17 protein-coding genes and 1 pseudogene are annotated in these 20,089 nt (G+C 70.8%); 10 read left to right on the forward strand and 8 right to left on the reverse strand.

Annotated elements, in window-relative coordinates; genetic code table 11:
- Positions 1-17 precede the first annotated feature (17 nt).
- Complete coding sequence (locus ACWGKT_RS20475; RefSeq protein WP_453274803.1) at positions 18-995, forward strand: TRM11 family SAM-dependent methyltransferase; 978 nt, start codon at positions 18-20, stop codon at positions 993-995.
- Between the two features lie 599 nt (positions 996-1,594).
- Here ACWGKT_RS20475 and ACWGKT_RS20480 read toward each other — a convergent pair.
- Entirely contained in the window at positions 1,595-3,106 is a 1,512-nt protein-coding gene (locus ACWGKT_RS20480) for a recombinase family protein (RefSeq protein ID WP_453274804.1), read from the reverse strand.
- A 36-nt stretch (positions 3,107-3,142) separates the two neighbouring features.
- On the opposite strand from ACWGKT_RS20480, the pseudogene ACWGKT_RS20485 reads away from it, so the two are divergent.
- Both ACWGKT_RS20485 and ACWGKT_RS20490 read left to right on the forward strand, forming a co-directional pair.
- Positions 3,143-3,352 (forward strand): annotated as a pseudogene (locus ACWGKT_RS20485) (peptide-methionine (R)-S-oxide reductase); the annotation flags it as partial.
- Between the two features lie 117 nt (positions 3,353-3,469).
- Complete coding sequence (locus ACWGKT_RS20490; protein ID WP_453274805.1) at positions 3,470-4,756, forward strand: PP2C family protein-serine/threonine phosphatase; 1,287 nt, start codon at positions 3,470-3,472, stop codon at positions 4,754-4,756.
- Positions 4,757-4,828: 72 nt separating this feature from the next.
- Here the strand turns inward: ACWGKT_RS20490 and helR are convergent, their stop codons facing one another.
- From helR to ACWGKT_RS20505, 3 genes are all read right to left on the reverse strand, one after another.
- Positions 4,829-6,976 carry an RNA polymerase recycling motor ATPase HelR gene (gene helR / locus ACWGKT_RS20495; RefSeq protein WP_453274806.1) on the reverse strand — a complete coding sequence of 716 codons (2,148 nt, stop codon included), beginning with the start codon at positions 6,974-6,976 and terminating at the stop codon, positions 4,829-4,831.
- A 225-nt stretch (positions 6,977-7,201) separates the two neighbouring features.
- Positions 7,202-8,647, reverse strand: coding sequence for a sensor histidine kinase (locus tag ACWGKT_RS20500; RefSeq protein WP_453274807.1), 1,446 nt, complete (start codon positions 8,645-8,647; stop codon positions 7,202-7,204).
- Entirely contained in the window at positions 8,644-9,336 is a 693-nt protein-coding gene (locus ACWGKT_RS20505) for a response regulator transcription factor (RefSeq protein ID WP_453274808.1), read from the reverse strand. The genes ACWGKT_RS20500 and ACWGKT_RS20505 overlap by 4 nt, the downstream gene beginning before the upstream one ends.
- A 152-nt stretch (positions 9,337-9,488) precedes the next feature.
- Here ACWGKT_RS20505 and ACWGKT_RS20510 point away from each other — a divergent pair, with 152 nt between their 5' ends.
- From ACWGKT_RS20510 to ACWGKT_RS20535, 6 genes are all read left to right on the forward strand, one after another.
- Complete coding sequence (locus tag ACWGKT_RS20510; protein ID WP_453274809.1) at positions 9,489-10,829, forward strand: ferredoxin reductase family protein; 1,341 nt, start codon at positions 9,489-9,491, stop codon at positions 10,827-10,829.
- A gap of 13 nt (positions 10,830-10,842) precedes the next feature.
- Positions 10,843-11,256 carry an FMN-binding protein gene (locus ACWGKT_RS20515; RefSeq protein WP_453274810.1) on the forward strand — a complete coding sequence of 138 codons (414 nt, stop codon included), beginning with the start codon at positions 10,843-10,845 and terminating at the stop codon, positions 11,254-11,256.
- Positions 11,257-12,015, forward strand: a complete 759-nt coding sequence (locus ACWGKT_RS20520) for an FAD:protein FMN transferase (protein ID WP_453274811.1) — start codon at positions 11,257-11,259, stop codon at positions 12,013-12,015.
- A gap of 126 nt (positions 12,016-12,141) precedes the next feature.
- Positions 12,142-13,275 carry an ABC transporter ATP-binding protein gene (locus tag ACWGKT_RS20525; protein WP_453274812.1) on the forward strand — a complete coding sequence of 378 codons (1,134 nt, stop codon included), beginning with the start codon at positions 12,142-12,144 and terminating at the stop codon, positions 13,273-13,275.
- Entirely contained in the window at positions 13,272-13,925 is a 654-nt protein-coding gene (locus ACWGKT_RS20530; protein WP_453274813.1) for an ABC transporter permease, read from the forward strand. Before ACWGKT_RS20525 ends, ACWGKT_RS20530 begins: the two co-directional genes overlap by 4 nt.
- A complete protein-coding gene (locus ACWGKT_RS20535) occupies positions 13,922-14,590 on the forward strand; it encodes an ABC transporter permease (RefSeq protein WP_453274814.1) in 669 nt (222 codons plus the stop codon). The genes ACWGKT_RS20530 and ACWGKT_RS20535 overlap by 4 nt, the downstream gene beginning before the upstream one ends.
- Before the next feature lie 190 nt (positions 14,591-14,780).
- Here the strand turns inward: ACWGKT_RS20535 and ACWGKT_RS20540 are convergent, their stop codons facing one another.
- The 4 genes from ACWGKT_RS20540 to ACWGKT_RS20555 are packed head-to-tail and all read right to left on the reverse strand — an operon-like array spanning position 14,781 to position 18,814.
- Complete coding sequence (locus ACWGKT_RS20540) at positions 14,781-15,380, reverse strand: GTP-binding protein (protein WP_453274815.1); 600 nt, start codon at positions 15,378-15,380, stop codon at positions 14,781-14,783.
- Positions 15,367-15,783 (reverse strand): DUF742 domain-containing protein, encoded by a 417-nt coding sequence (locus tag ACWGKT_RS20545; RefSeq protein WP_356154352.1) that lies wholly within the window; start codon positions 15,781-15,783, stop codon positions 15,367-15,369. The genes ACWGKT_RS20540 and ACWGKT_RS20545 overlap by 14 nt, the downstream gene beginning before the upstream one ends.
- Before the next feature lie 35 nt (positions 15,784-15,818).
- Complete coding sequence (locus tag ACWGKT_RS20550) at positions 15,819-16,295, reverse strand: roadblock/LC7 domain-containing protein (protein ID WP_235459904.1); 477 nt, start codon at positions 16,293-16,295, stop codon at positions 15,819-15,821.
- Positions 16,292-18,814, reverse strand: coding sequence for an ATP-binding protein (locus tag ACWGKT_RS20555; RefSeq protein ID WP_453274816.1), 2,523 nt, complete (start codon positions 18,812-18,814; stop codon positions 16,292-16,294). Before ACWGKT_RS20555 ends, ACWGKT_RS20550 begins: the two co-directional genes overlap by 4 nt.
- A gap of 306 nt (positions 18,815-19,120) precedes the next feature.
- Between ACWGKT_RS20555 and ACWGKT_RS20560 the strand changes: the two genes are divergently transcribed.
- Positions 19,121-20,077: an ABC transporter substrate-binding protein gene (locus ACWGKT_RS20560; protein WP_356154358.1), complete on the forward strand. Its 957-nt coding sequence runs from the start codon at positions 19,121-19,123 to the stop codon at positions 20,075-20,077.
- Positions 20,078-20,089 lie beyond the last annotated feature (12 nt).

Raw genomic sequence — 20,089 nt, forward strand, 5'->3', positions numbered from 1 at the left:
GAAACAGGAGAACCGCCATGCCGTCCCCCCTCTCGGTGTGGAACACCGCCCCGACCTCCGCCCCCGCCCAGCGCGCCGACCGCTACGTGCCCGGCTCCGCCGCCCACCCCGCCAAGATGCTCCCGCAGATCGCCGCCCACGCCATCGCCGCCTACACCCGCCCCGGCGAACTGGTCCTGGACCCCATGTGCGGCATCGGCACCACCCTCGTCGAGGCCATCCGCCTCGGCCGCCCCGCCCTCGGCACCGAGTACGAACCACGCTGGGCCGACCTGGCCCGCACCAACGTCGCCCGCGCCCTACAGTCCACCGGACGCGACGGCGGTCAGGTCGCGTGCGGCGACGCCCGTCACCTGACTCGCCTCATCGACGAACGCCACTACGGCAAGATCGCGCTCGTCGTCACCTCACCGCCGTACGGGAACTCGGTGCACGGACAGGTCCGCTCCACCCGCGAGACCGGCGAACGCGGCGTGGTCAAGAAAGACTTCCGCTACAGCCACGACCCCTCCAACCTTGCCCACGTCTCCACGGACCGGCTTCTGGAGGCCTTCACCGAGATCCTCACCCAGTGCCGGTGCGTCCTTCGCCCCGGCGGCACCGTGGTCGTCACCACCCGCCCCTGGCGCGAGGGCGGCGAACTCGTCGACCTGCCCTCCGCCGTCCTCGCCGCCGGCCAGGCCGCAGGGCTGACCCCCGCCGAACGCTGCGTCGCCCTCCTCGCTGGCATCCGCGACAGCCGCCTGATCACCCGCCCCTCGTTCTTCCAGATGAAGAACGTCCGTGACGCCCGCCGCCAGGGCATCCCCCTCGCGGTGGTCCAGCACGAGGACGTACTGGTCTTCACCCGGCCCGGAAGCCGCCCATACTTCGGCCGCCGCGCCGACGGAGCAGGTGGCGCACGATACGAGATGGGAGTTGCGCGTACATCGCACAAGTCCCGCAAGCTCATCTCACATGCCTGTGCCACTGGACGCCACGATGGCCGACATTGATCCGTTGAACGGGGTCAGGGCTAGCCCATGAAGGGAACGGCACCTGCGGGCCGGTTTCATGCCACCACCTTGCGTGATGGCATGCCGGTATCTGTCGGCCAATGGCGCGTCACCACGGCAAGCAGCGCTGTGGGCCTGGGAATTGCGGCCCTCCTTGGGGGCTGTCCGGAGCGGAATCTCTCTCCGGACAGCCCGATTCAGGTGCTCACGGAGTCCAGCGTGGCGATCATTGTGGTCCCGGGTGTAGAGGCCGTCTCGACAGAGATACGCCTCAGAGGCATCAGGGTTCCAGTTCGGCAACAGCGGGACATCGCGTCCCTTCCGATCGCAGACCTTCGCCCATATGCCGGAGCGGGGGCGAGTCCCTACCCCCGCGCGGCGCTGGATTTTCGGCTGCTTGCGGCTCCCCAACTCGGCCCGTTCCGCTACGTGTCATCATCGTGGGCGTTCGCCGGGTCGTTGCATGGCCTGACCGAATTCCTGCACCAGGGCGACCGTGACGTGCGCGCTGTGCTGCGTCTGCGTTGTGAGGATTCGGGAACGGATGGGACCCGACATGCCGGAGGTCGCTGGATTCCCACACTCAGCGTTGACGGCTGTCACAGGTCCTCCTCAAGCGGCGGCACCGAATCGGAGTCTGTGTGACGCCCCAGAGCGAACGACAAACGAGCCCGGATGTCACGTTTACCCCTCCCTGCTGGTTTCACCTCGATGCGGCAGCCGGCGTCCACCAGCATGCGTCGGCGTTCGATGAGGTCACCCGCTGCCCAGTCCTCACCGTAGGTGCGGCCGGTGTCCACCCAGGTGCTTGTGGGTGGGCGGTAGGGGAGTTCCTTGAGCTTGCTGAGTTTGTCTGAGAGTGCCCTGTGACGGCGCTCGTAGCGGAGTGAACCCTCCTTCCCTGCGAACAGGCCGCGCTCGTATCGGTCGGTCTCCAGCCGGTCCAGAGCCCGTTCGATCTCTTCGGTCTCCTGACGATGGTCTTCGCCCGCTTCAACTACTTCAACCTTGATGGGCCAGGCGCCGACCTTCGGCAGGAATTGCTCTTCGGCGTACATGTCCACGACGTCGGCTGATACAGAAGCGGGTGAAGCGCACTTTCGTCCGCGCATTCGCGATCGACAGACGTATGTGCGCCTCATCGGACGCCCCTTTTCAGTCGCCCAGCCCTGGTACATGCGCTCTCGGCATGTGCCGCAGAAAACCACCCCCAGCAAGGGGTGCGCCGAGGAGGTGCGACGGCGGTCGGGTCGGCTGCGCCGAGCGAACTCTCGCTGGAGGGCTTGCCAGGTTTCCGCGTCGATGAGCTCTGGCCCGCGGAGGACGGCATTGGCTTCGTCATCACGCACAATTTCGCCCTTGTACTCCACCCGGCCGCGGATCCTTTCGGAAGTGATGATCGCGGCGATGCTCTTGCTTGTCCACGCGCCCCGTGGATCCACAGGGCGACCGGCGTTGATGTGGCGTTGATTCGTGGGAGAGGGGACGCCGCGTTCGTTCAGGTCGGCGGCGATGGAGAGATAGGACTCGCGAGCGATCACGCGCCGCGCGATCTCCCTCAAGATCTCCGATACGGCGGGATCCTCCACGAGCGTTACACCTTTGCCGCCGGGGATGGGCTCCGCCTGGTAGCCGTATGGGGCGAGCCCCCCGCCCCACCGTCCGTTTCTTCGCAAGTAGTCATGCGACCCAGTGACGCGCTCGCGAATCGCCTCTGCCTCCATTTCGGCGAAAGCCGAGACGATGTACGCGATCACCCGCCCGATCGGGGAGCGGATGTCGATCGTCTCAGTGGCGGAGATCAGATTCCTGTCGTACTTTTGGCACCACCGGATCATCTCTGCGAAGTCCGACACCTTGCGGACGAACCTGTCCAGCCGCCAGAACATGAGCGCGTCCCACTGCTCGGGATGATCCAGCCACTTGGAGAGTTCAGGGCGCTCCCAAGGGGACTTCTGAGATGCGGAAACGTCGATATCCTCAGCCCAGCCGACGATCTCCGCTCCCCGTGCCGCAGAGGCGTTTTCGATGCTGGATCGTTGGCGTTCTGGCGAGGTTGTGACGTCTGTTTTGTCCGAGAGGCGGATGACGCCGATGATCCGCTCGTTCATGACGCGGTGGCAAAATAGTGTGCATCCATGAACTAAGGATGGCCGTCCTTCTTCGACCCCAAGGACACCGACGCCGTGGAGCTGGTGGAGGACCGCACCCACGGCATGGTCCGCACCGAGGTGCGCTGCGCCCGCTGCGGCTCGCACCTGGGCCATGTCTTCGAGGGCGAGGGCTATCCGACACCCACCGATCAGCGGTATTGCATCAACAGCATTTCGCTGCGGCTGGCACCGGACGAGGGCTGAGCCGGTAGCGGCCCGGCAGGACGGGGCGGGGTGCGTGCGAAGACGGACGCACCCCGCCCCTTTGTCCAGGTAAGTCACCTTTGTGCCCGGATTGCTCCGATTTGAGATTCTGTGAACGTGTTGGGTGTCGCTCGATGGATCCACTCCCGTCGGAGGCCTGCCCTGTCGGAGGCCCCCGGCGGCCAGGACGGGATCCCGCAGGCAGACGGCGCGTCGTCGCGGCTGAAGGCCCTGCGCACGGCGATCGCCGGGATCGGCACGACACTCGACGAGAACACCACCTGCGCCGAGCTGACCCGGGCCGCCGTACGGCTGGTCGGAGGGGTGGCGGCGGTGATGCGCAGGACCGGCGAGGGCCTCACCGGGTACGAGGAGCTCGCCGGGGACGGGGACCTGCTCCCCGACTCCCGCTGGGCCACCGCGGTGGCCCGGGACGTCGGGCAGCCGGCTGCCGACGGCTGGACGGAACCCTGGATCGAGCACCCGATCACCGGCCGGACCCGGCCCGCGATCTGTCTGCCGCTCACCACGGGCGAACTGCAGTTCGGTGTTCTGGTGTGCGCCCGGGAAGGGCGGCCGTTCGACCGCTCCGAGGCGGAACTCCTCGCCCTGCTGGCCGAGCGGACCGCCTCGCACATCCGGCACGCCCGCGAGTACGGGCGGATCAGCCGTACCGCCGGTGACCTGCAACGCGCCTTGCTCGCGGAACCCGGCCGTCCGCACCCGAACCTCGACGTCGCCATCCGCTATCTGCCCGCGGGCGGCGGCGTGTTGGTCGGGGGAGACTGGTGCGAGACCGTACGACTGCACTTCGGCCGCACCCTGCTCGTCGTCGGCGACGTCATGGGCCACGGCCTGGAGGCCGCCGTAGACATGAGCGCCTACCGCTCGTCCCTGCGCTACATCGCCTCCTCCGACCTGCCCCCGCACCGGGTGCTGCGCCAGATGGACGAGATCGCCTCCCAGGAGTCCGAGCGCAGACCGGCCACCTGTCTGATCGTGCGCGTCGACCCGGGCCGCAGCCAGGTCACGGTGGCCAGCGCCGGGCACCTGCCCCCCGCCCTGATCGGCCGGGACGGCGAGACCTCACTGCTGCCCGTCCAGGTCGGCCCGCCGCTGGGCACCGGCTTCGGCGGCTACGAGTCGGTCACCTACGGCATCCAGCCCGACCAGACCCTGGTGCTGTTCACCGACGGCCTGGTCGAGCACCGCGGCGAGGACATCGACCGCTCCCTGCACCGCCTCTCCCGGCTCCACTTCAAGCCCACCGCGACCGTCGACGACACCATCGACACCATCCTCGCCCGCCTGGACGCCCACAACGCCGAGGACGACGTGGCCGTCCTCGCGGCCCGGCCCCGCATCCGCCAGGGCTCGGCCGCGGCCGCGGCCGGTCAGTCGTAGCCCGGCAGGGCCTGAACTCCCCGGCCGCCGCACGGCATTGCACAGGGCATGCCGCCTCGCAGCGCGGTGGCGCTACGGGCTCGTGAGGATCACGAGTTGCCGGGTCGCCCGGGTCATCGCGACATAGCGGTCGACCGCTCCTTCGATCCCCTCGCCGAAGGTCTCCGGGTCGACGAGGACGACCAGGTCGAACTCCAGCCCCTTCGACAGCGCCGGGGTCAGCGACCGGACGCGGGGCGTCGCCCGGAACGTGGGGTCGCCGATGACGCAGGCGATCCCGTCGTCGTGCGCCGCGAGCCAGGCGTCGAGGACCGAGTCCAGATCCGCGACGCGGCCGTGGACGACGGGGATGCCGTTGCTGCGGACGGAGGTCGGCACGTTGGCGTCCGGGAGCGCGGCGCGCACGACCTGCTCGGCCTGCGCCATGACCTCTTGCGGCGTGCGGTAGTTGATGCTCAGGGAGGTCACCTCGACCCGGTCGAGGCCGACCCGTTCGAGGCGTTCGCGCCACGACTCGGTGAACCCGTGCCTGGCCTGGGCGCGGTCCCCGACGACGGTGAAACTCCGGGACGGGCAGCGCAGCAGCAGCATCTGCCACTGGGCGTCGGTCAGTTCCTGCGCCTCGTCCACGACGACGTGCGCGAACGGGCCGGCGAGCGGTTCCGGGTCGGCGCCGGGCAGAGCGGTCTCGTCGACCAGGCTGTCCTGCAGGTCGCGTCCGCGCAGCATCGTCACCGCGCCCTCGCCGTCGGTATCGGCTTCGAGCAGGTTGTCGATGACGCCCGCCATGCGCTCGCGTTCGGCGGCGACGGCGGCGGCGCGCCGGCGCCCTCGCCGTGACGCCTCCGGGTCGCCGAGCCGCTGCCGGGCCGCGTCCAGGAGCGGCAGGTCGGACACCGTCCAGGCCTGGGCGTCCGTGCGCTGCAGTGTGCGCACCTCGTCGGCGTCGAGCCAGGGAGCGCACATCCGCAGGTACGCGGGGACCGACCACAGGTCCGAGACCAGGTCGGCCGCTTCGAGCAGCGGCCATGCACGGTCGAGGGTGCCGACCAGCTCCTCGTCGTTGCGCAGCGACCTCCCGAACTGCTCGGGCGAGACGTCACGGTCGAGCTTGTCAAGCAGGATCGTGACCAGCTCCTCCCAGATCAGCTCGCGCGCCTCGTTGTGCGCGGTGGCCGGTCCCGGTGTCGCGAACGCCTCGGCCCAGTCGTCGGCGCTCAGCCGGATGTCGGCCCAGTCGGTCGAGACCGTCATCCCCGTGGCGGGCGGCTCCTCGTAGAACCGGACGGCCGTCTCGATCGCCCGCACCATCCGCGCGGACGACTTCAGGCGGGCCACGTCCGGGTCGGTCTCCTCCGCCGCCGCGGCTCCCTCCGCGACGAGGTCCCGCAGGGTGCAGGTTCGCACGCCCTCCTCGCCGAGGCTGGGCAGGACGTCGGCGACGTAGGCCAGGTAGGGCTGGTGCGGACCGACGAACAGCACGCCGCCCCGGCGGTGTCCGAGGCGAGGGTCGCAGTAGAGGAGGTAGGCGGAGCGGTGCAGCGCGACGACCGTCTTTCCCGTACCCGGACCGCCGTCCACGACGAGAGCGCCGCGCGACCCGGCACGGATGATGGCGTCCTGGTCGGCCTGGATGGTGGCGAGCACGTCCCGCATCCGGGGCGAACGGTTGCCGCCCAGGCTGGCGATGAAGGCGGACTGGTCGTCGAGCGCGGCGTGCCGTTCCAGCCCGTCGGCGGTGAACACCTCGTCCCAGTAGTCGCCGATCAGGCCGCCGCTCCAGCGATACCTGCGGCGGCTGGCCAGACCCATCGGGTTGGCGTGGGTCGCCGCGAAGAACGGCTCGGCCGCGGGGGAGCGCCAGTCGACCAGCAGCCGGCGCCCCGTGCTGTCGGTGAGTCCGAGCCGCCCGATGTACAGCGGCTCGGGGTCGTCCGCGCCGACGACGCGGCCGAGGCACAGGTCGAGTCCGAAGCGGCGCAGGGCGCGCAGCCGGCCGGTCAGCCGGTGGACCTCCGCGTCCCGGTCCATCGCCGCCCGGCCGACGCCGCCCGGCGCCTTCAGTTCGGCGTCGAGACGGTCGGACAGTTCGGCGATCGTCTGCTCAAGGCTCTCCGCGACGGCCGCGAAGTGCTCCTCGTCGTCGGCGATCAGCGTCGGGTCGGCCTTGGCGGCGAGACGGTCGGGAAGGTCGAAGGCGCTCGTGGTCAGCGGGCTCATGGCATCAGCTCCGATCCGAGGGCGCCCGACTCAAAGACGTACAAAGACACACGCACTTCGTGAATCACCTATTTCCGCAGCTTCCGGCTCTCGGCCAGTGATTGTGCGGTACAACCAGGGCCTTGCCGCAAGCCCCCCAGTGCGCTATAAGTTGAGAGTGGCAAGGAGTCGATGACCTCCTTGCCTTTGTTTTTCGGCCGGGCCGGCGCCCTGGTTAGGGCGCGCTCAGACGCCCGAGTCCCGCGCGTTCAGCGGCAGCGTCACCGTGAAGACGGTCGCCCCTTCCTCCGCGCCCAGCCGGATCGTTCCCCCGTGCGCCCGCACCAACGCCCGTGCCACCGACAGCCCGAGCCCGCTTCCGCCCCGGTCCCGGCTGCGTGCCTTGTCGACGCGGTAGAAGCGGTCGAAGACCCGGGCGCGGTCGGCGGCCGGAATGCCGGGGCCGCTGTCGCCGACCCGGACGGACGCCATGTCGGCCAGGACGGAGACGCGGAGCGACACCTCGGTGCCCGGCGGGGTGTGCACGGCCGCGTTGGTGAGGAGGTTGTCCAGCACCTGGCGGATGCGCACGGGGTCCAGACGCACCGTCAGCGGAGCGGGGCCGGCGTCCAGGGTGAGGGTGTGCCCGGGGTGTCCGGCAAGGAAGGCGTCCGCCGCCTCGCGCACGAGCTCCGTCAGATCGACGTCCTCCAGCCGCAACGGCGCCTCCACCTCCGCCGCGTCCAGCCGGGCGAGGAGCAGCAGGTCGTCGAGGAGGACGCCCATACGGGCGGCCTCGGCGCGCAGCCGGCTCAGATGGCGGTCCCGTTCCTCGGGCGCGTTGGCTGCCGCGTACTGGAACAGGTCCGCGTAGCCCCGTACCGACATCAACGGCGTACGGAGTTCGTGCGAGGCGTCCGCCACGAAGCGGCGCAGACGCTGTTCCGCCTCGGCGCGCACCGCGAGCGAGGCGTCGATGTGTTCCAGCATGGTGTTGAACGCGGTGCGCAGTTCCTCGACCTCGGGGCCGCCGCCGGGACCGTCCGCGCGCAGGGGAAGGCGGGCCGCCGACTCCGTCAGGTCGTGCGAGGCGATGCCGTGGGCCGTGTGCGCCATGTCGCTCAGGGGTTTCAGGCCGCGCCGCAGCATCGCCCGGCCGAAGACGACCAGGGCCAGGAGCGCCAGCGCGAACGCCACCACTTGGACGGCGACCAGCCGCCGTACCGTCTGCTCGATGTCCGCCATCGGCGCGGCGCTGACCAGCACCACCCCGGGCTCCACCTCGCAGGCCCGCAGCCGGTAGGTGCCCTCCCCGTCGATGTGCGCGGTGCGGAAGAGCTCCGTGGACGAACGCGCACGCGCCGCAGCGAGTTCGGTGAGCGCGCGGCTGTCGTCCGGCACGTCGGCAGGCCGGCGCAGCGCGGCCGTACCGCCGGAGACGTCGAAGACCGCCGTGTACCAGCCGTAGTACGGCTGGCGGTGCACCGTGCCGTGCGAGGACGCGTCCTTGGTCTGCACGACCTGGACGAGCTTGAGCTGGTCGCCCAGTTGACGCTCAAGGTAGTCGCGCATGTACGTCGTCAGGGCCGTGCCCACGACCGCGAAGACGACGAGCGACAGCGCGCCCAGGCCGAGCGCGAGGCGGGTGCCCAGGCGCAGCCCGCGGTGGGCGTGGCGCAGCCGGGCGATCACCGCGCGGCCCGCCGGACGACGTACCCGAAGCCGCGCACGGTGTGGATCAGCGGCTCCTCGCCGGTCTCGTCCAGCTTGCGGCGCAGGCGGCTGACGACCAGTTCCACGACGTTCGAGCGGCCGCCGAAGCCGTACTCCCACACGTGGTCGAGGATCTGGGCCTTGGTGAGCACGGTCGGGGACTTGCGCATCAGATGACGCAGCACCTCGAACTCGGTCGGCGTGAGCGACAGCCGCCGGGTGCCGCGCCGCACCTCCCGGGTGTCCTCGTCCATCGTCAGGTCGGCCACCTGGAGCACCGACCGCTGGAAGCCGGGACCGGCGCTGCGCCGCAGCACGGTGCGCAGCCGGGCCATCAACTCCTCGACCGCGAACGGCTTCACCAGATAGTCGTCGCCGCCCCGGGTCAGCCCGGCGACCCGGTCGGCGACGCCGTCGCGCGCGGTGAGGAACACCACCGGCACCATCGTGCCCGAGCGGCGCAGCCGGTCGAGCACGCCGAAGCCGTCGAGGTCCGGGAGCATCAGGTCGAGCACGACGATGTCCGGCCGGAACTCGGCGGCCCGGGCCAGCGCCTGTTCGCCGGTGTACGCGGTGACGGCCTGCCAGCCCTCGTACCGGGCGACCGTCGCGACCAGGTCGGCGATGGGCGGGTCGTCGTCCACCACGAGGAGTCGTACTGTGTCCACCCGCTCATACTGCGCCACGCACCGGACGGCACCCCGACCCGCCCACCCCCACCGGCCACATCGACAGCCAGTTGAAAGGGCGTCGACAGGAAAACGACAGCAGCCCCGGGTGAAGCTCGTGTCCCAGGACCCGATCAAGGAGCTGCCGTCCCGTGACGACCGTCTCAGCACCCCCGGCGCCCCCCACGGCGACCTATCGCCCCAGGGTGGTGGCCCGCACCGCGCTGTACGCCCTGCTGGCCGCGAACGCCGCCGTGGTGGCCGTCCTCTTCGTCCGGGCCGGCTTCGGCTCCAACGCCCTCGTCCTGCTGGGCCGGCTCGCCGGTCTGTACGGCGCGCTCCTCATGGCCTTCCAACTGCTGCTGGTGGCCCGGCTGCCCTGGCTCGACCGCCGCATCGGCATGGACCGGCTCACCTCCTGGCACCGCTGGACCGGCTTCGGCCTGCTGTGGACGCTGGTGGGGCACGCGGTGTTCATCACCCTCGGCTACGCCCGGATGTCCGCCATGGACCCGGTGAACCAGCTCGTCGACCTCGCCGAGACCACCGACGGCGTGCTGCGGGCGGTGGTCGCCCTGCTGCTGATCATGACGGTCGGCGCGGTGTCGGCCCGCTGGGCACGGCGCCGACTGGCGTACGAGACCTGGCACTTCATCCACCTGTACACCTATGTGGCGGTGGTACTGGTCTTCGGCCACCAGGTCGCGGTCGGTACGACCTTCACGGCCTCGCCCGTCGCACGGGCCTACTGGTACACGCTGTGGGGCGCCGCACTCGGCGCGGTGCTGGTCGGGCGCCTGGGCCTGCCGCTGTGGCGCAACCTGCGCCACCGACTGCGCGTGTCCGCCGTCGTGCCCGAGTCCGACGACGTGGTGTCCGTCCACATCACCGGGCGCGACCTCGACCGACTGCCCGCCGCGGCCGGGCAGTTCTTCCTGTGGCGGTTCCTGACCCGGGACCGCTGGTGGCAGGCGAACCCCTTCTCGCTGTCGGCCGCGCCCGACGGCCGCGAGCTGCGGCTGACCGTGAAGACGGCGGGCGCCGGCACGGCGGCCCTGCGCCACCTCAAGGTCGGCACCCGGGTCTTCGCCGAGGGGCCCTACGGCGCCTTCACCACCCTGCACCGCACCCGCACCGCCACCCTCCTCGTCGCCGGTGGCGTCGGCATCACCCCGATCCGCGCCCTGCTGGAGGTCCTGGAGGGGAACGTGATCCTCCTGTACCGGGTGACGAGGGACCGGGACGCGGTCCTGTACGCCGAACTGTCCGAACTGGCCGCCGCCAAGGGCGCCGAACTGCACCTGATCACCGGCCCGGCATCCGCCGACCCGCTGGCGCCCCGCGAACTGGCCGCGCTGGTGCCCGACATCGGCGACCGCGACGTCTTCGTCTGCGGGCCGCCCGGGATGACGGCGGCGGTGCTGCGCAACCTCGCCGACCTGGGCGTACCCGAGCGGCAGATCCACTTCGAGCGTTTCAGCCTGGCGGGATGAGGGGGACACGAACATGAGGCGAGCACTGCCCGTCCTGGCGCTGACCGTCGCGGGACTGATTCCGCTGTGGCGCTACCAGCCGTCCGAGGACAGCACGACGACCACGACGACCGCGGAGGCCGTCGGCACGCCGGCGCCCTCGTCGGGTGCCCCGTCGGGTGCCTCGGCCCGGGTCGTCGCGGGTCCCACCGTCACCACGCAGAAGGGCGACGTGCAGGTCGAGGTGACCCTCACCGGCGACCGGATCAGCGCCGTACGGATGCTCAGGCAGCCGAACAGCCCGCAGACCAAGGGCGCGGTACCGACGCTGGTCCAGGAGACCCTCGACGCGCAGAGCGCCGACATCGACACCGTGTCCGGCGCGACGGTCACCAGCGAGGGCTACCGGAAGTCGCTGCAGGCCGCGCTGGACGAGGCGGGCGCGTAGATGCGCCGGGTCGAGCACGTCATGGGGTTCCCGGTCTCGCTGCGAATCGACGACGGGGGCGTCGACGGGGCGACGGACGTCGGCGGGGCGGCGACGGACCTCGATGCGGCGGCGGACGAGGTGTTCGCCTGGCTGCGCGCGGTCGACGCCCGCTTCAGCCCCTTCCGGGCGGACAGCGAGGTGTCCCGGCTCGACCGCGGGCAGGTGCGCGCCGACGAGGTGAGCGCGGACCTGGCCGAGGTGCTCGCCCTGTGCGAGGCGTACCGGGTCGCGACGGGCGGGGCCTTCGACGCCCGGCTGCCCGGCCGCGGCCTCGACCCGTGCGCGGTGGTGAAGGGCTGGTCCGTGCAGCGGGCGGCGGAGCTGCTGACGGCGGCCGGGGTGCGGCGGTTCTGCCTGAACGCCGGTGGTGACGTGGTCGCGGCCGGGGGTCCCTGGCGGGTGGGGATACGGCACCCCGAACAGGCCGACCGGGTGTGCGCGGTCCTGGAGATCACCGACGGCGCGGTGGCGACCTCCGGCCGCTACGAGCGCGGCGACCACATCGTCGACGGGCGCACCGGACGCGCGGCGAGAGGCCTGCTCAGCGTCACCGTCGTGGCCGCCGGGCTGACCGAGGCGGACGCCACGGCGACGGCGGCGTTCGCGCTGGGCGCCGAGGGCGTGGCCTGGGCCGCCGGCCGGGCCGGCTGCGAGGTGTTCGCGGTGGACGCCGGGCGGCGGGTGCTGCGCACCGCCGGAGTGCCGCTGGCCCCCTGAGGCGGGATCGGTCCGCCGAAGTGCTGAAACACTCGGCGTCTAGACTCTCCCCGCAACGGCCTGCGCAGCGAAGACCGTGGTCGAGAGTGGGCGGTTTTCCGCCAAACCCGAAGGGTATTCGGCGTTTTGATACGAATAGATTCAGTCACGAAGCGGTACCCGGACGGCACGGTGGCGGTCGACCGGCTCTCGTTGGAGATACCGGACCGCTCGATCACCGTCCTCGTCGGGCCGTCCGGCTGCGGCAAGACGACGACGCTGCGGATGATCAACCGGATGGTCGAGCCCAGCGAGGGCACCATCCTCCTCGACGGCGTCGACATCCAGAAGCAGCCGGTCAACACCCTGCGCCGGTCCATGGGTTACGTCATCCAGAACGCCGGTCTCTTCCAGCACCGGTCGATCGTCGACAACATCGCCACCGTGCCGCGCCTGCTGGGCTGGAGCAAGCAGCGGGCCAGGGAGCGGGCGGCGGAGCTGATGGAGCGGGTGGGCCTCGACTCCTCCCTCGCCAAGCGCTACCCGTACCAGCTCTCGGGCGGCCAGCAACAACGCGTGGGCGTCGCGCGGGCGCTCGCCGCCGACCCGCCGGTGCTGCTGATGGACGAGCCGTTCTCGGCCGTCGACCCGGTGGTGCGCAAAGGGCTCCAGGACGAACTCCTGCGCATCCAGTCCGAGTTGGGCAAGACCATCGTTTTCGTCACGCACGACATCGACGAGGCCATCAAGCTGGGCACGATGGTCGCCGTGATGCGCACCGGCGGTCGGCTCGCCCAGTACGCGCCGCCCGCCGAACTGCTGACCGCGCCCGCGGACGCCTTCGTCGAGGACTTCCTCGGCGCCGACCGCGGCATCCGGCGGCTGTCCTTCTTCCCCTCCGGCGCACTGGAGTTGCGGACCGCCCCGGTCGTCGCCCAGGACGCCGACGCCGCGAAGATCGCCGCGCGCGGCTCGGCCGACGTGCCCTATCTCCTCGTCACGGACCTGGACGGCAAGCCCCTCGGCTGGGGCGAGCCGAAGGACCTCAAGGCGGGGGAGATCGCGCCGGAACGGCTGCTGCCGTACGGCCGCCCCTTCGTGCACGGCAGCGACTCGCTGCGGGCCGCGCTCGACGGCGCCGTGCTCTCGCCGACCGGATGGGCGGTCGGCGTCGACGACACGGGACGGGTCGTCGGCGTCGTCTCCCAGCAGACCATCGGCGAGGCCATCCGCACCGCCCACGCCCAGGGCAGCGGCGACGACGTGCGGGCCGCCGGATGAGCGGCTACTTCGACATCCCGAGCGACCTCCAGCACAGCTACCTCGGCCTGATCGGCCTGCACCTGCGCGAGGCCCTGATCCCGGTCCTCGCCGGTCTGCTGCTCTCGCTGCCCGTCGCCCAGCTCTGCGTGCGCTTCCGCTGGCTGTACCCGCCGGTGCTGGGCGTGACGACCGTGCTGTACGCCATCCCGTCCCTGGCCTTCTTCGTCGTCCTCATCGACTACACCGGCCAGAGCGAGACCACGGTGATGATCCCGCTGGCCGTCTACAGCCTCGTCGTGCTCGTGCCGGCGATCGTGGACGGCGTGCGGTCGGTGCCCCAGGAGACCCTCGACGCCGCCAACGCGATGGGCTTCGGACCCGTACGCCGTTATCTCCAGGTGCAGTTGCCGATCGCCGTGCCCGCCATCATCGCGGGCCTGCGCGTGGCCACCGTGTCGAGCATCTCCCTGGTCAGCGTCGGCATGCTGATCGGCAACCAGGGCGCGCTGGGCAACCTGCTCAACGACGCGAACATCTACCACCGGCCCGAACTCGCCGTCACCTCCGTGGTGACGACGGCCGCGCTGGCCATCCTCGCGGACGCGGCGCTGGCCCTCGTACGGGTCGTCCTGACCCCGTGGATGCCGAGGAAGGGCGCCACCCGGTGAACATACTCCACTTCATCCAGGCCTTCTTCGGCGACAGCGCCCACTGGCACGGCTACGACGGCATTCCCACGCGCTTCGGGGAGCACCTCCACTACTGCCTGGAGGCACTCGCCCTCGCCGCCGCGATCGGGCTGCCGGTCGGCCTGGTCACCGGCCACTACGGGCGCGGGGGCAACACCCTCGCCCTGATCGCCACCGCGGGACGGGCGCTGCCCACCTTCGGCCTGCTGGTGCTGCTGGTCCTACTGGTCGGATTCGGCATGCTGCCCGTGATGGTCCCGCTCATCGTCCTCGCGGTCCCGCCGATCCTGGTCACCACCTACGAGGCGGTGCGCTCCGTCGACCCCTCCCCGGTGGACGCCGCGCGGGGCATGGGCATGCCGGAGTCCCGCATCCTCTTCCAGGTGGAACTCCCGGTCGCACTCCCGCTGATCCTCGGCGGCCTGCGCTCGGCCGCCGTCCAGATCGTCTCGACGGCCACCATCGCCGCCTACATCGGCCTGGGCGGCCTCGGCCGCTACATCATCGACGGCCTCTACCAGCGCAACTACGAGAAGGTCGTGGGCGGCGCCACGCTGGTCGCCGGCGCGGCCCTCGCGACGCTCGCGGTGTTCTGGACGGTGGGCCGCTTCGCGGTGTCGCCGGGGGTGCGGCGGAGCGCCTGACGGTTAGGGCCTGTCCGGCGGATCATGCCGCAGACGCGGGGTCTGGCACGCGCATCTGCGGCGTTGTCGTCGGTTGCCGACGCTCCGCGTCGACGCCCTCCTCCGCCTTGCAGCTGCACGCACCAGACCCCGCTCACCTGGCTTGATGAGGCGCCGTTGGTTCCCTGCGACTTGATCCGCCGGACAGGCCCTAGCCCTCGGTGCGGGCCAGCGCCAGCTCCAGTACGACGAGCAGCGCGTCCCGCACCGAGCCGCGTTCACGGGCGTCGAAGACGATGAGCGGGGTGTTCTCCGCGACGTCCAGGGCCCAGCGGACCTCGTCCAAGGGGTGCTCCACCTTCCCGTCGAAGGCGTTGACGGCCACCGCGAACGGGATGTCCTTGTGCTCGAAGTAGTCGACGGCCGCGTAGCAGTCGTCCAGCCGGCGGGTGTCGACGATGACGAGACCGCCGACCGCGCCCTCCACGATGTCGTCCCACATGAAGCCGAACCTCTCCTGCCCGGGGGTGCCGAACAGGTACAGCTTCAGCGTCGGGTCGATGGTGATGCAGCCGAAGTCCATCGCCACCGTGGTCGTGGTCTTGCGTGGGGTGTGGGTGAGGTCGTCGACCCCGGCGGCCACCTCGGTGATCGCCGCCTCGGTGGTCAGCGGCTCGATCTCGGAGATGGAGCCCACCGTGGTGGTCTTGCCCACGCCGAAGCCGCCCGCGATCACCATCTTGACCGGGAGCGGCGGCCGTACGGCGGTCTCGGCGGCCGCGCCGCGCACAAGCGGTTCAGTCGGTGTCACGGAGTACCCCTCGGGAGTCGGGGATGGCGCGGAGGCCATCGATAACCCTGCGCAGGACGGATGCGTCGTGAGTGGCGTCGAAGTCGGGCACGTACACCGCCAACTGCCCGGCGTCGCGCAGGTCCTCGGCCAGCACCCGCACCACGTTCAGGTGGAGCCGCAGCCGGGCCGCGAGCTCGGCGATCGACTGCGGCAGCCGGCAGGCGGCGACGATGTCGCGCCGCTCGAAGGAGAGCCGGTCGAGTGCGTCGAGACCCTCGGCGGTGGCCACCACCTGGGTCTCGACCGGCATCGCCCGGCCGGGGGCGTTGTCCGCCACCCGGCCGGCGGTGACCAGGAACGGCCGTACGGCGGGGGCGGGACCGACCGGTTCGGGGACCGGTGGCGGGAGGCCGTCCGCCATGGCTGTTCGCTTCCTCTCTCGACCGGGTCGAACGGTCAGCGCGCCGGCAGGGAACCGACGGTGTTCTTCAGTTCGAGGACGAGCTGGGGGCTGAGGGCGGCACCGGCGCGATTGGCGAACACGGTCATCTCGTAGGCGATGTTGCCGAGCTTGGCCTCCTTGTCGGCGACCACGCCGAGCACGGCGCCGTTGCCGATCGCGGAGACGATCACATGGCCGCCCTCCAGGTCGATGATGACCTTGTTGAGGCCGCCCAGGCCGTAGTTGCCGGAGGCCCCGGCCGCCAGGCTGGTGATGCCGGAGACGATCGCGGCCAGCCGCTCCGAGTGGGCGCGTTCGCGCAGCTCCGACACGGCGATCAGCAGTCCGTCGGAGGACACGGCGATGGCGTCCACGACACCGGCCGTCTCTGTGGCGAATCGGTTCAGCAGCCAGGTGAAATCTGCCGCTGCGGCCTGCAGGTCGGTCGGCGTGGTGCCGCCCGTCGGGGTGTCACCTGTCGACGTGCTCACTGCTCGGCTCCTTCCGGATGGTGGTTCTGGTGCTGCGGGTGCGTCTGCGAATGATTCGGCGAGTGCTTCGTCGAGTGCTTCTGCGGGAGGTCCGTCGACCCGGTGGCCGGGGCGGCGGCCGTGACCGCGGCGGGGATCGCGAAGTCCCCGGTGTCGCTGTCCCGGTGCGCCCGCTCCACCGCCTCCTCGAACTCCTCCAGCGCACTGCGTACGGCCTCCGCGTCCCGGTGGGGCGCCGCCTGCGGCGCGGCCTGCGCGGCGCCGGCGGTCGTCCGCAGGGTGGCTCCGCGGACGCGCCGGCGGAGGGGACGGGAGCCGCCGCGGGAGTCGTCCTCGGTGGCGTCGGTGGCGTCGGTGGCGTCGGTGGCGTCTGCGGCGTCGGTGGTGCTCGCCGGGGCTTCTCGATGAGGGACACGACGAGGGAGGGGATCGGGGTCACCGGTGTTCGGTTCCTCGGACGCCGGCTCCTCCCGTACGACGGTGGACGGCACGGGACCGGAGGTCACGGGCACCGGCGTCACCGGCGTACTCGCGCTCGGCGGCTCGGTGTCCACCGGGGTCATCGTCAGCAGCAGCGTCCCCGGGAGCGTCACCTCCGCCGTCACGCCGCCACCGGGGGTGCGGGTCAGCTCGACCCCGATCTCCCAGCGGCGGGCCAGGGCACCGACCACGAACAGGCCGAGCACCTTCGTCGGTACGACGTCCAGGCGTTCGCGGCGGATCAGGCGGCCGTTCTCCTCGGCGAGGCGCTCGACGCTCATGCCGAGCCCGTGGTCGGTGACGACGACGTACGCGGCCTCGGGGGTGGAGCGGACGGTCACCTCGACGGGGCTGCCCTCGGGCGAGAAGGAGACCGCGTTCTCCAGGAGTTCGGCCATCATCAGCGTGAGGTCACCGATGATGTCGGGCTCGACCACGGCGTCCGTCGCGGCGTACAGCCGCACCCGCTGGTAGCCCTCGATCTGCCCGAGCGCGGCCCGTACGACGTTGGTGAGGGCCGTGGGCCCCCCGTCCAGGGCCGTCTCCCGGATGCCGGCCAGCAGCATCAGGCTGTCGGCGTTGCGGCGCAGACGTACGGCGATGTGGTCGATGGAGTAGAGGCGTTCCAGCAGGGCGGGGTCGGTCTCGCCCCGCTCCACGGAGTCGATCAGCGCCAGCTGGCGGGTCGTGAGGTTGCTGACGCGGCGGCCGACGTTGCCGAACATCTCGGCGACGTTGCGGCGGCTGAGCACCTGCCGCTCCAACAGCGCGGCCGCGGTCGTCTGCACCCGGTTGAAGGCCTCGGCCAGGTCGCCGATCTCGTCGCGCGCGGTGACCGGCATGTCCCGCAGCCGGGGCGGCCCGTCGTCCTCGGCGTCGTCGTCGGCCACCCGCGCCAGCTCCCGGTCGGCCACCTCGGCGACCTTCCGCGCGGCGCCGGTGAGGGTCTGCACCGGGTGGATCACCGAGCGGCGCACCAGCACCGCGAAGGCGAGCCAGAGCGCGAAGCCGAGCAGCGCCGCGTTCAGCAGCAGCGCCGCACGCCACTGCGCCGCGTCGGAGGTCTCGTCGGCCCGGTCGGCGATCTGCTTGATCAGCGAGGTGGTGATCTTCAGCCGGGCGGCGGCCTGTTCCGGGTAGGCGGGGTAGTCGGCCAGCGCGTCCTGCACCGCCCGGCGGATCTCCGCCTGCGACCCGGCCTCCAGTTCCGTCGGGTCGATCTGCAACTCGGCGAAGGACTCGGCGATGCGCTGCTGCGCGTCGGTGTGGTCGATCCCGGCCAGCTCCCGCGCCTGCGCCTCGGTGGCGAAGCGGGTGAAACGATCCGCCTGGTGGCTGTAGAGGTCGTAGGCGCCGACTGCGTTGGTGAACTCGATCAGCGCGTTGGTGTCGCCGGTGGTCGCCGAGAACACGCTGGTCTCGAAGGTGCCGTGGGCGGCGTCGGCGCGCAGCAGGGAGTCCACCAGGTTGCCGGTGAAGGTGGCGGCGAGCGTGGAGTCGCGGTCGAGGCCGAGGCCGTCGATCACGCCCTTGGCCGCGTCCGAGTAGGTCGGGTCGATGTTGTCGGCCGGCAGATAGCCGCGCTCGACGCTCTGCCGCAGGCTGGACAGGCTCTGGACCTCCCTGAGGGCCTGTGCCTCGGTGTCCGGCAGCCGGCCGCCGTAGGTGTCGCGCACCTTCTCGACCTGGGCGTCCACCGCGTCCTGGGCCTTGCGGTAGGGGGCCAGCGAGGGCTTGGCGTGGCCGGATTCGTACCGTGCGGAGAGCAGGATGGCCTGCTGGTGCTCGGCCTCCACCCGGTCGACCAACCGGGCGACCGTGGCGCTGTCCCGGACGGCCCGGGCCGCCCGCTCCGCGCTGTCGGACTGCTCCAGCAGGTCGGTGATCAGGTAGCTCAGCAGGACCGCGATCACCGCGAGCGGCACGCCGACCAGCAGGTTGAGTTTGCGCCGGAAGGGCCAGCGGTCGGCGAAGCCCCGTATGCCGCCCCGCGTCGCCGGGGCAGGCCGGGCGGGCGCGTCCACCGCGTTCGTGGACACAGGGCCTCCTTCGTCGGGGTGTCTCCACCCGAACTGATGCGTAACGACACCGAAGCGGGCCCCGTGCACCGCTGCGACCGATATCAACTGCCGCGAGACTACAGCGTCCTTGAAGTGTCAATCAGGTCGCCTTTTATCAAGAATCCGTTACAAAGAGACCGCTCTCCCTCCGTAACTGGGCACGGATCGAGGCCAATCAGTGACCCGAAGCCACTTGACTGACCGAGAACAGGCTGGATTGGATCAGGAAGAAGCTCTTCCTACCGCTGTTCCCTCCACCAACCCCCTGAGCCCGGAACGGGAATCGTGACTTCCAGCACCCACATCAGCAGGTCCATCCGGAGACACCGAGGCGCGGCGGCCGTCGCGCTCGCCGCGGCAACGGCCCTGCTGACGGGCTGTTCCTCGTCCGACACGTCGGGCGACCCACTCAAGGGCGACAAGGCGAGCGGCGACACCGTGGTCGTCGGGTCGAACAACTTCGCCGAGAGCATCCTGCTCGCCGACATCTACGGCGAGGCCCTGAAAGCCAAGGGAATCAAGGTCACATACAGGCCGAACATCGGCAGCCGCGAGACCACCTACGGCCTGCTCAAGAACGGCGCCATCTCGGTTCTGCCGGAGTACAACGGCGCGTTGCTGGCCTACCTCGACCAGAAGGCCAAGCCGAAGACCATCGAGGAGACGACGTCGGCCATCGAGGCCAAGCTCGACTCCAAGCTGACGCTGCTGAAGCCGGCGCCGGCCGAGGACAAGGACTCGGTCACCGTCAACGCGGAGACCGCGAAGAAGTACCACCTCACCGAGAAGTCCACCATCGCCGACCTCAAGGACGCCGCGAAGGACCTGGTCATCGGCGCCTCGCCGGAGTTCCAGACCCGGCAGCAGGGCCTGGTCGGCCTCAAGGACGTCTACGGCCTGGAGTTCAAGTCCTTCAAGGCGCTCGACGCGGGCGGTCCGCTCACCCAGGCGGCACTCAAGAAGGACACCGTGCAACTCGCGGACCTCTTCACCACGGACCCGACCATCTCCAAGGAGAAGTTCGTCGTCCTGCAGGACCCGCAGAGCCTGTTCGGGTACGAGAACGTCCAGCCGCTTGTCTACAAGAGCGCGCTGTCCCAGAAGGGCGTCGACGCGCTCAACGCCGTCTCGGTGAAGCTCGACACGGCGACCCTGCTGGACCTCGACACGCAGGTGCAGTCGCAGAACAAGGACCCGCTGGACGTCGCCAAGGCGTGGCTGAAGTCGGCCGGCCTCGGCTGACGACGTCCGCGC

It is taken from the genome of Streptomyces sp. NPDC054794, from assembly GCF_053611585.1.

Bases quoted from the DNA above. Each gene is read 5' to 3' on its own strand.
- helR (WP_453274806.1), bottom strand. From the start codon at position 6,976: ATGAGCCCGCTGACCACGAGCGCCTTCGACCTTCCCGACCGTCTCGCC.
- ACWGKT_RS20545 (WP_356154352.1), bottom strand. From the start codon at position 15,783: ATGGCGGACGGCCTCCCGCCACCGGTCCCCGAACCGGTCGGTCCCGCC.
- ACWGKT_RS20520 (WP_453274811.1), top strand. From the start codon at position 11,257: ATGCGCCGGGTCGAGCACGTCATGGGGTTCCCGGTCTCGCTGCGAATC.
- ACWGKT_RS20475 (WP_453274803.1), top strand. From the start codon at position 18: ATGCCGTCCCCCCTCTCGGTGTGGAACACCGCCCCGACCTCCGCCCCC.
- ACWGKT_RS20515 (WP_453274810.1), top strand. From the start codon at position 10,843: ATGAGGCGAGCACTGCCCGTCCTGGCGCTGACCGTCGCGGGACTGATT.
- ACWGKT_RS20530 (WP_453274813.1), top strand. From the start codon at position 13,272: ATGAGCGGCTACTTCGACATCCCGAGCGACCTCCAGCACAGCTACCTC.
- ACWGKT_RS20480 (WP_453274804.1), bottom strand. From the start codon at position 3,106: ATGAACGAGCGGATCATCGGCGTCATCCGCCTCTCGGACAAAACAGAC.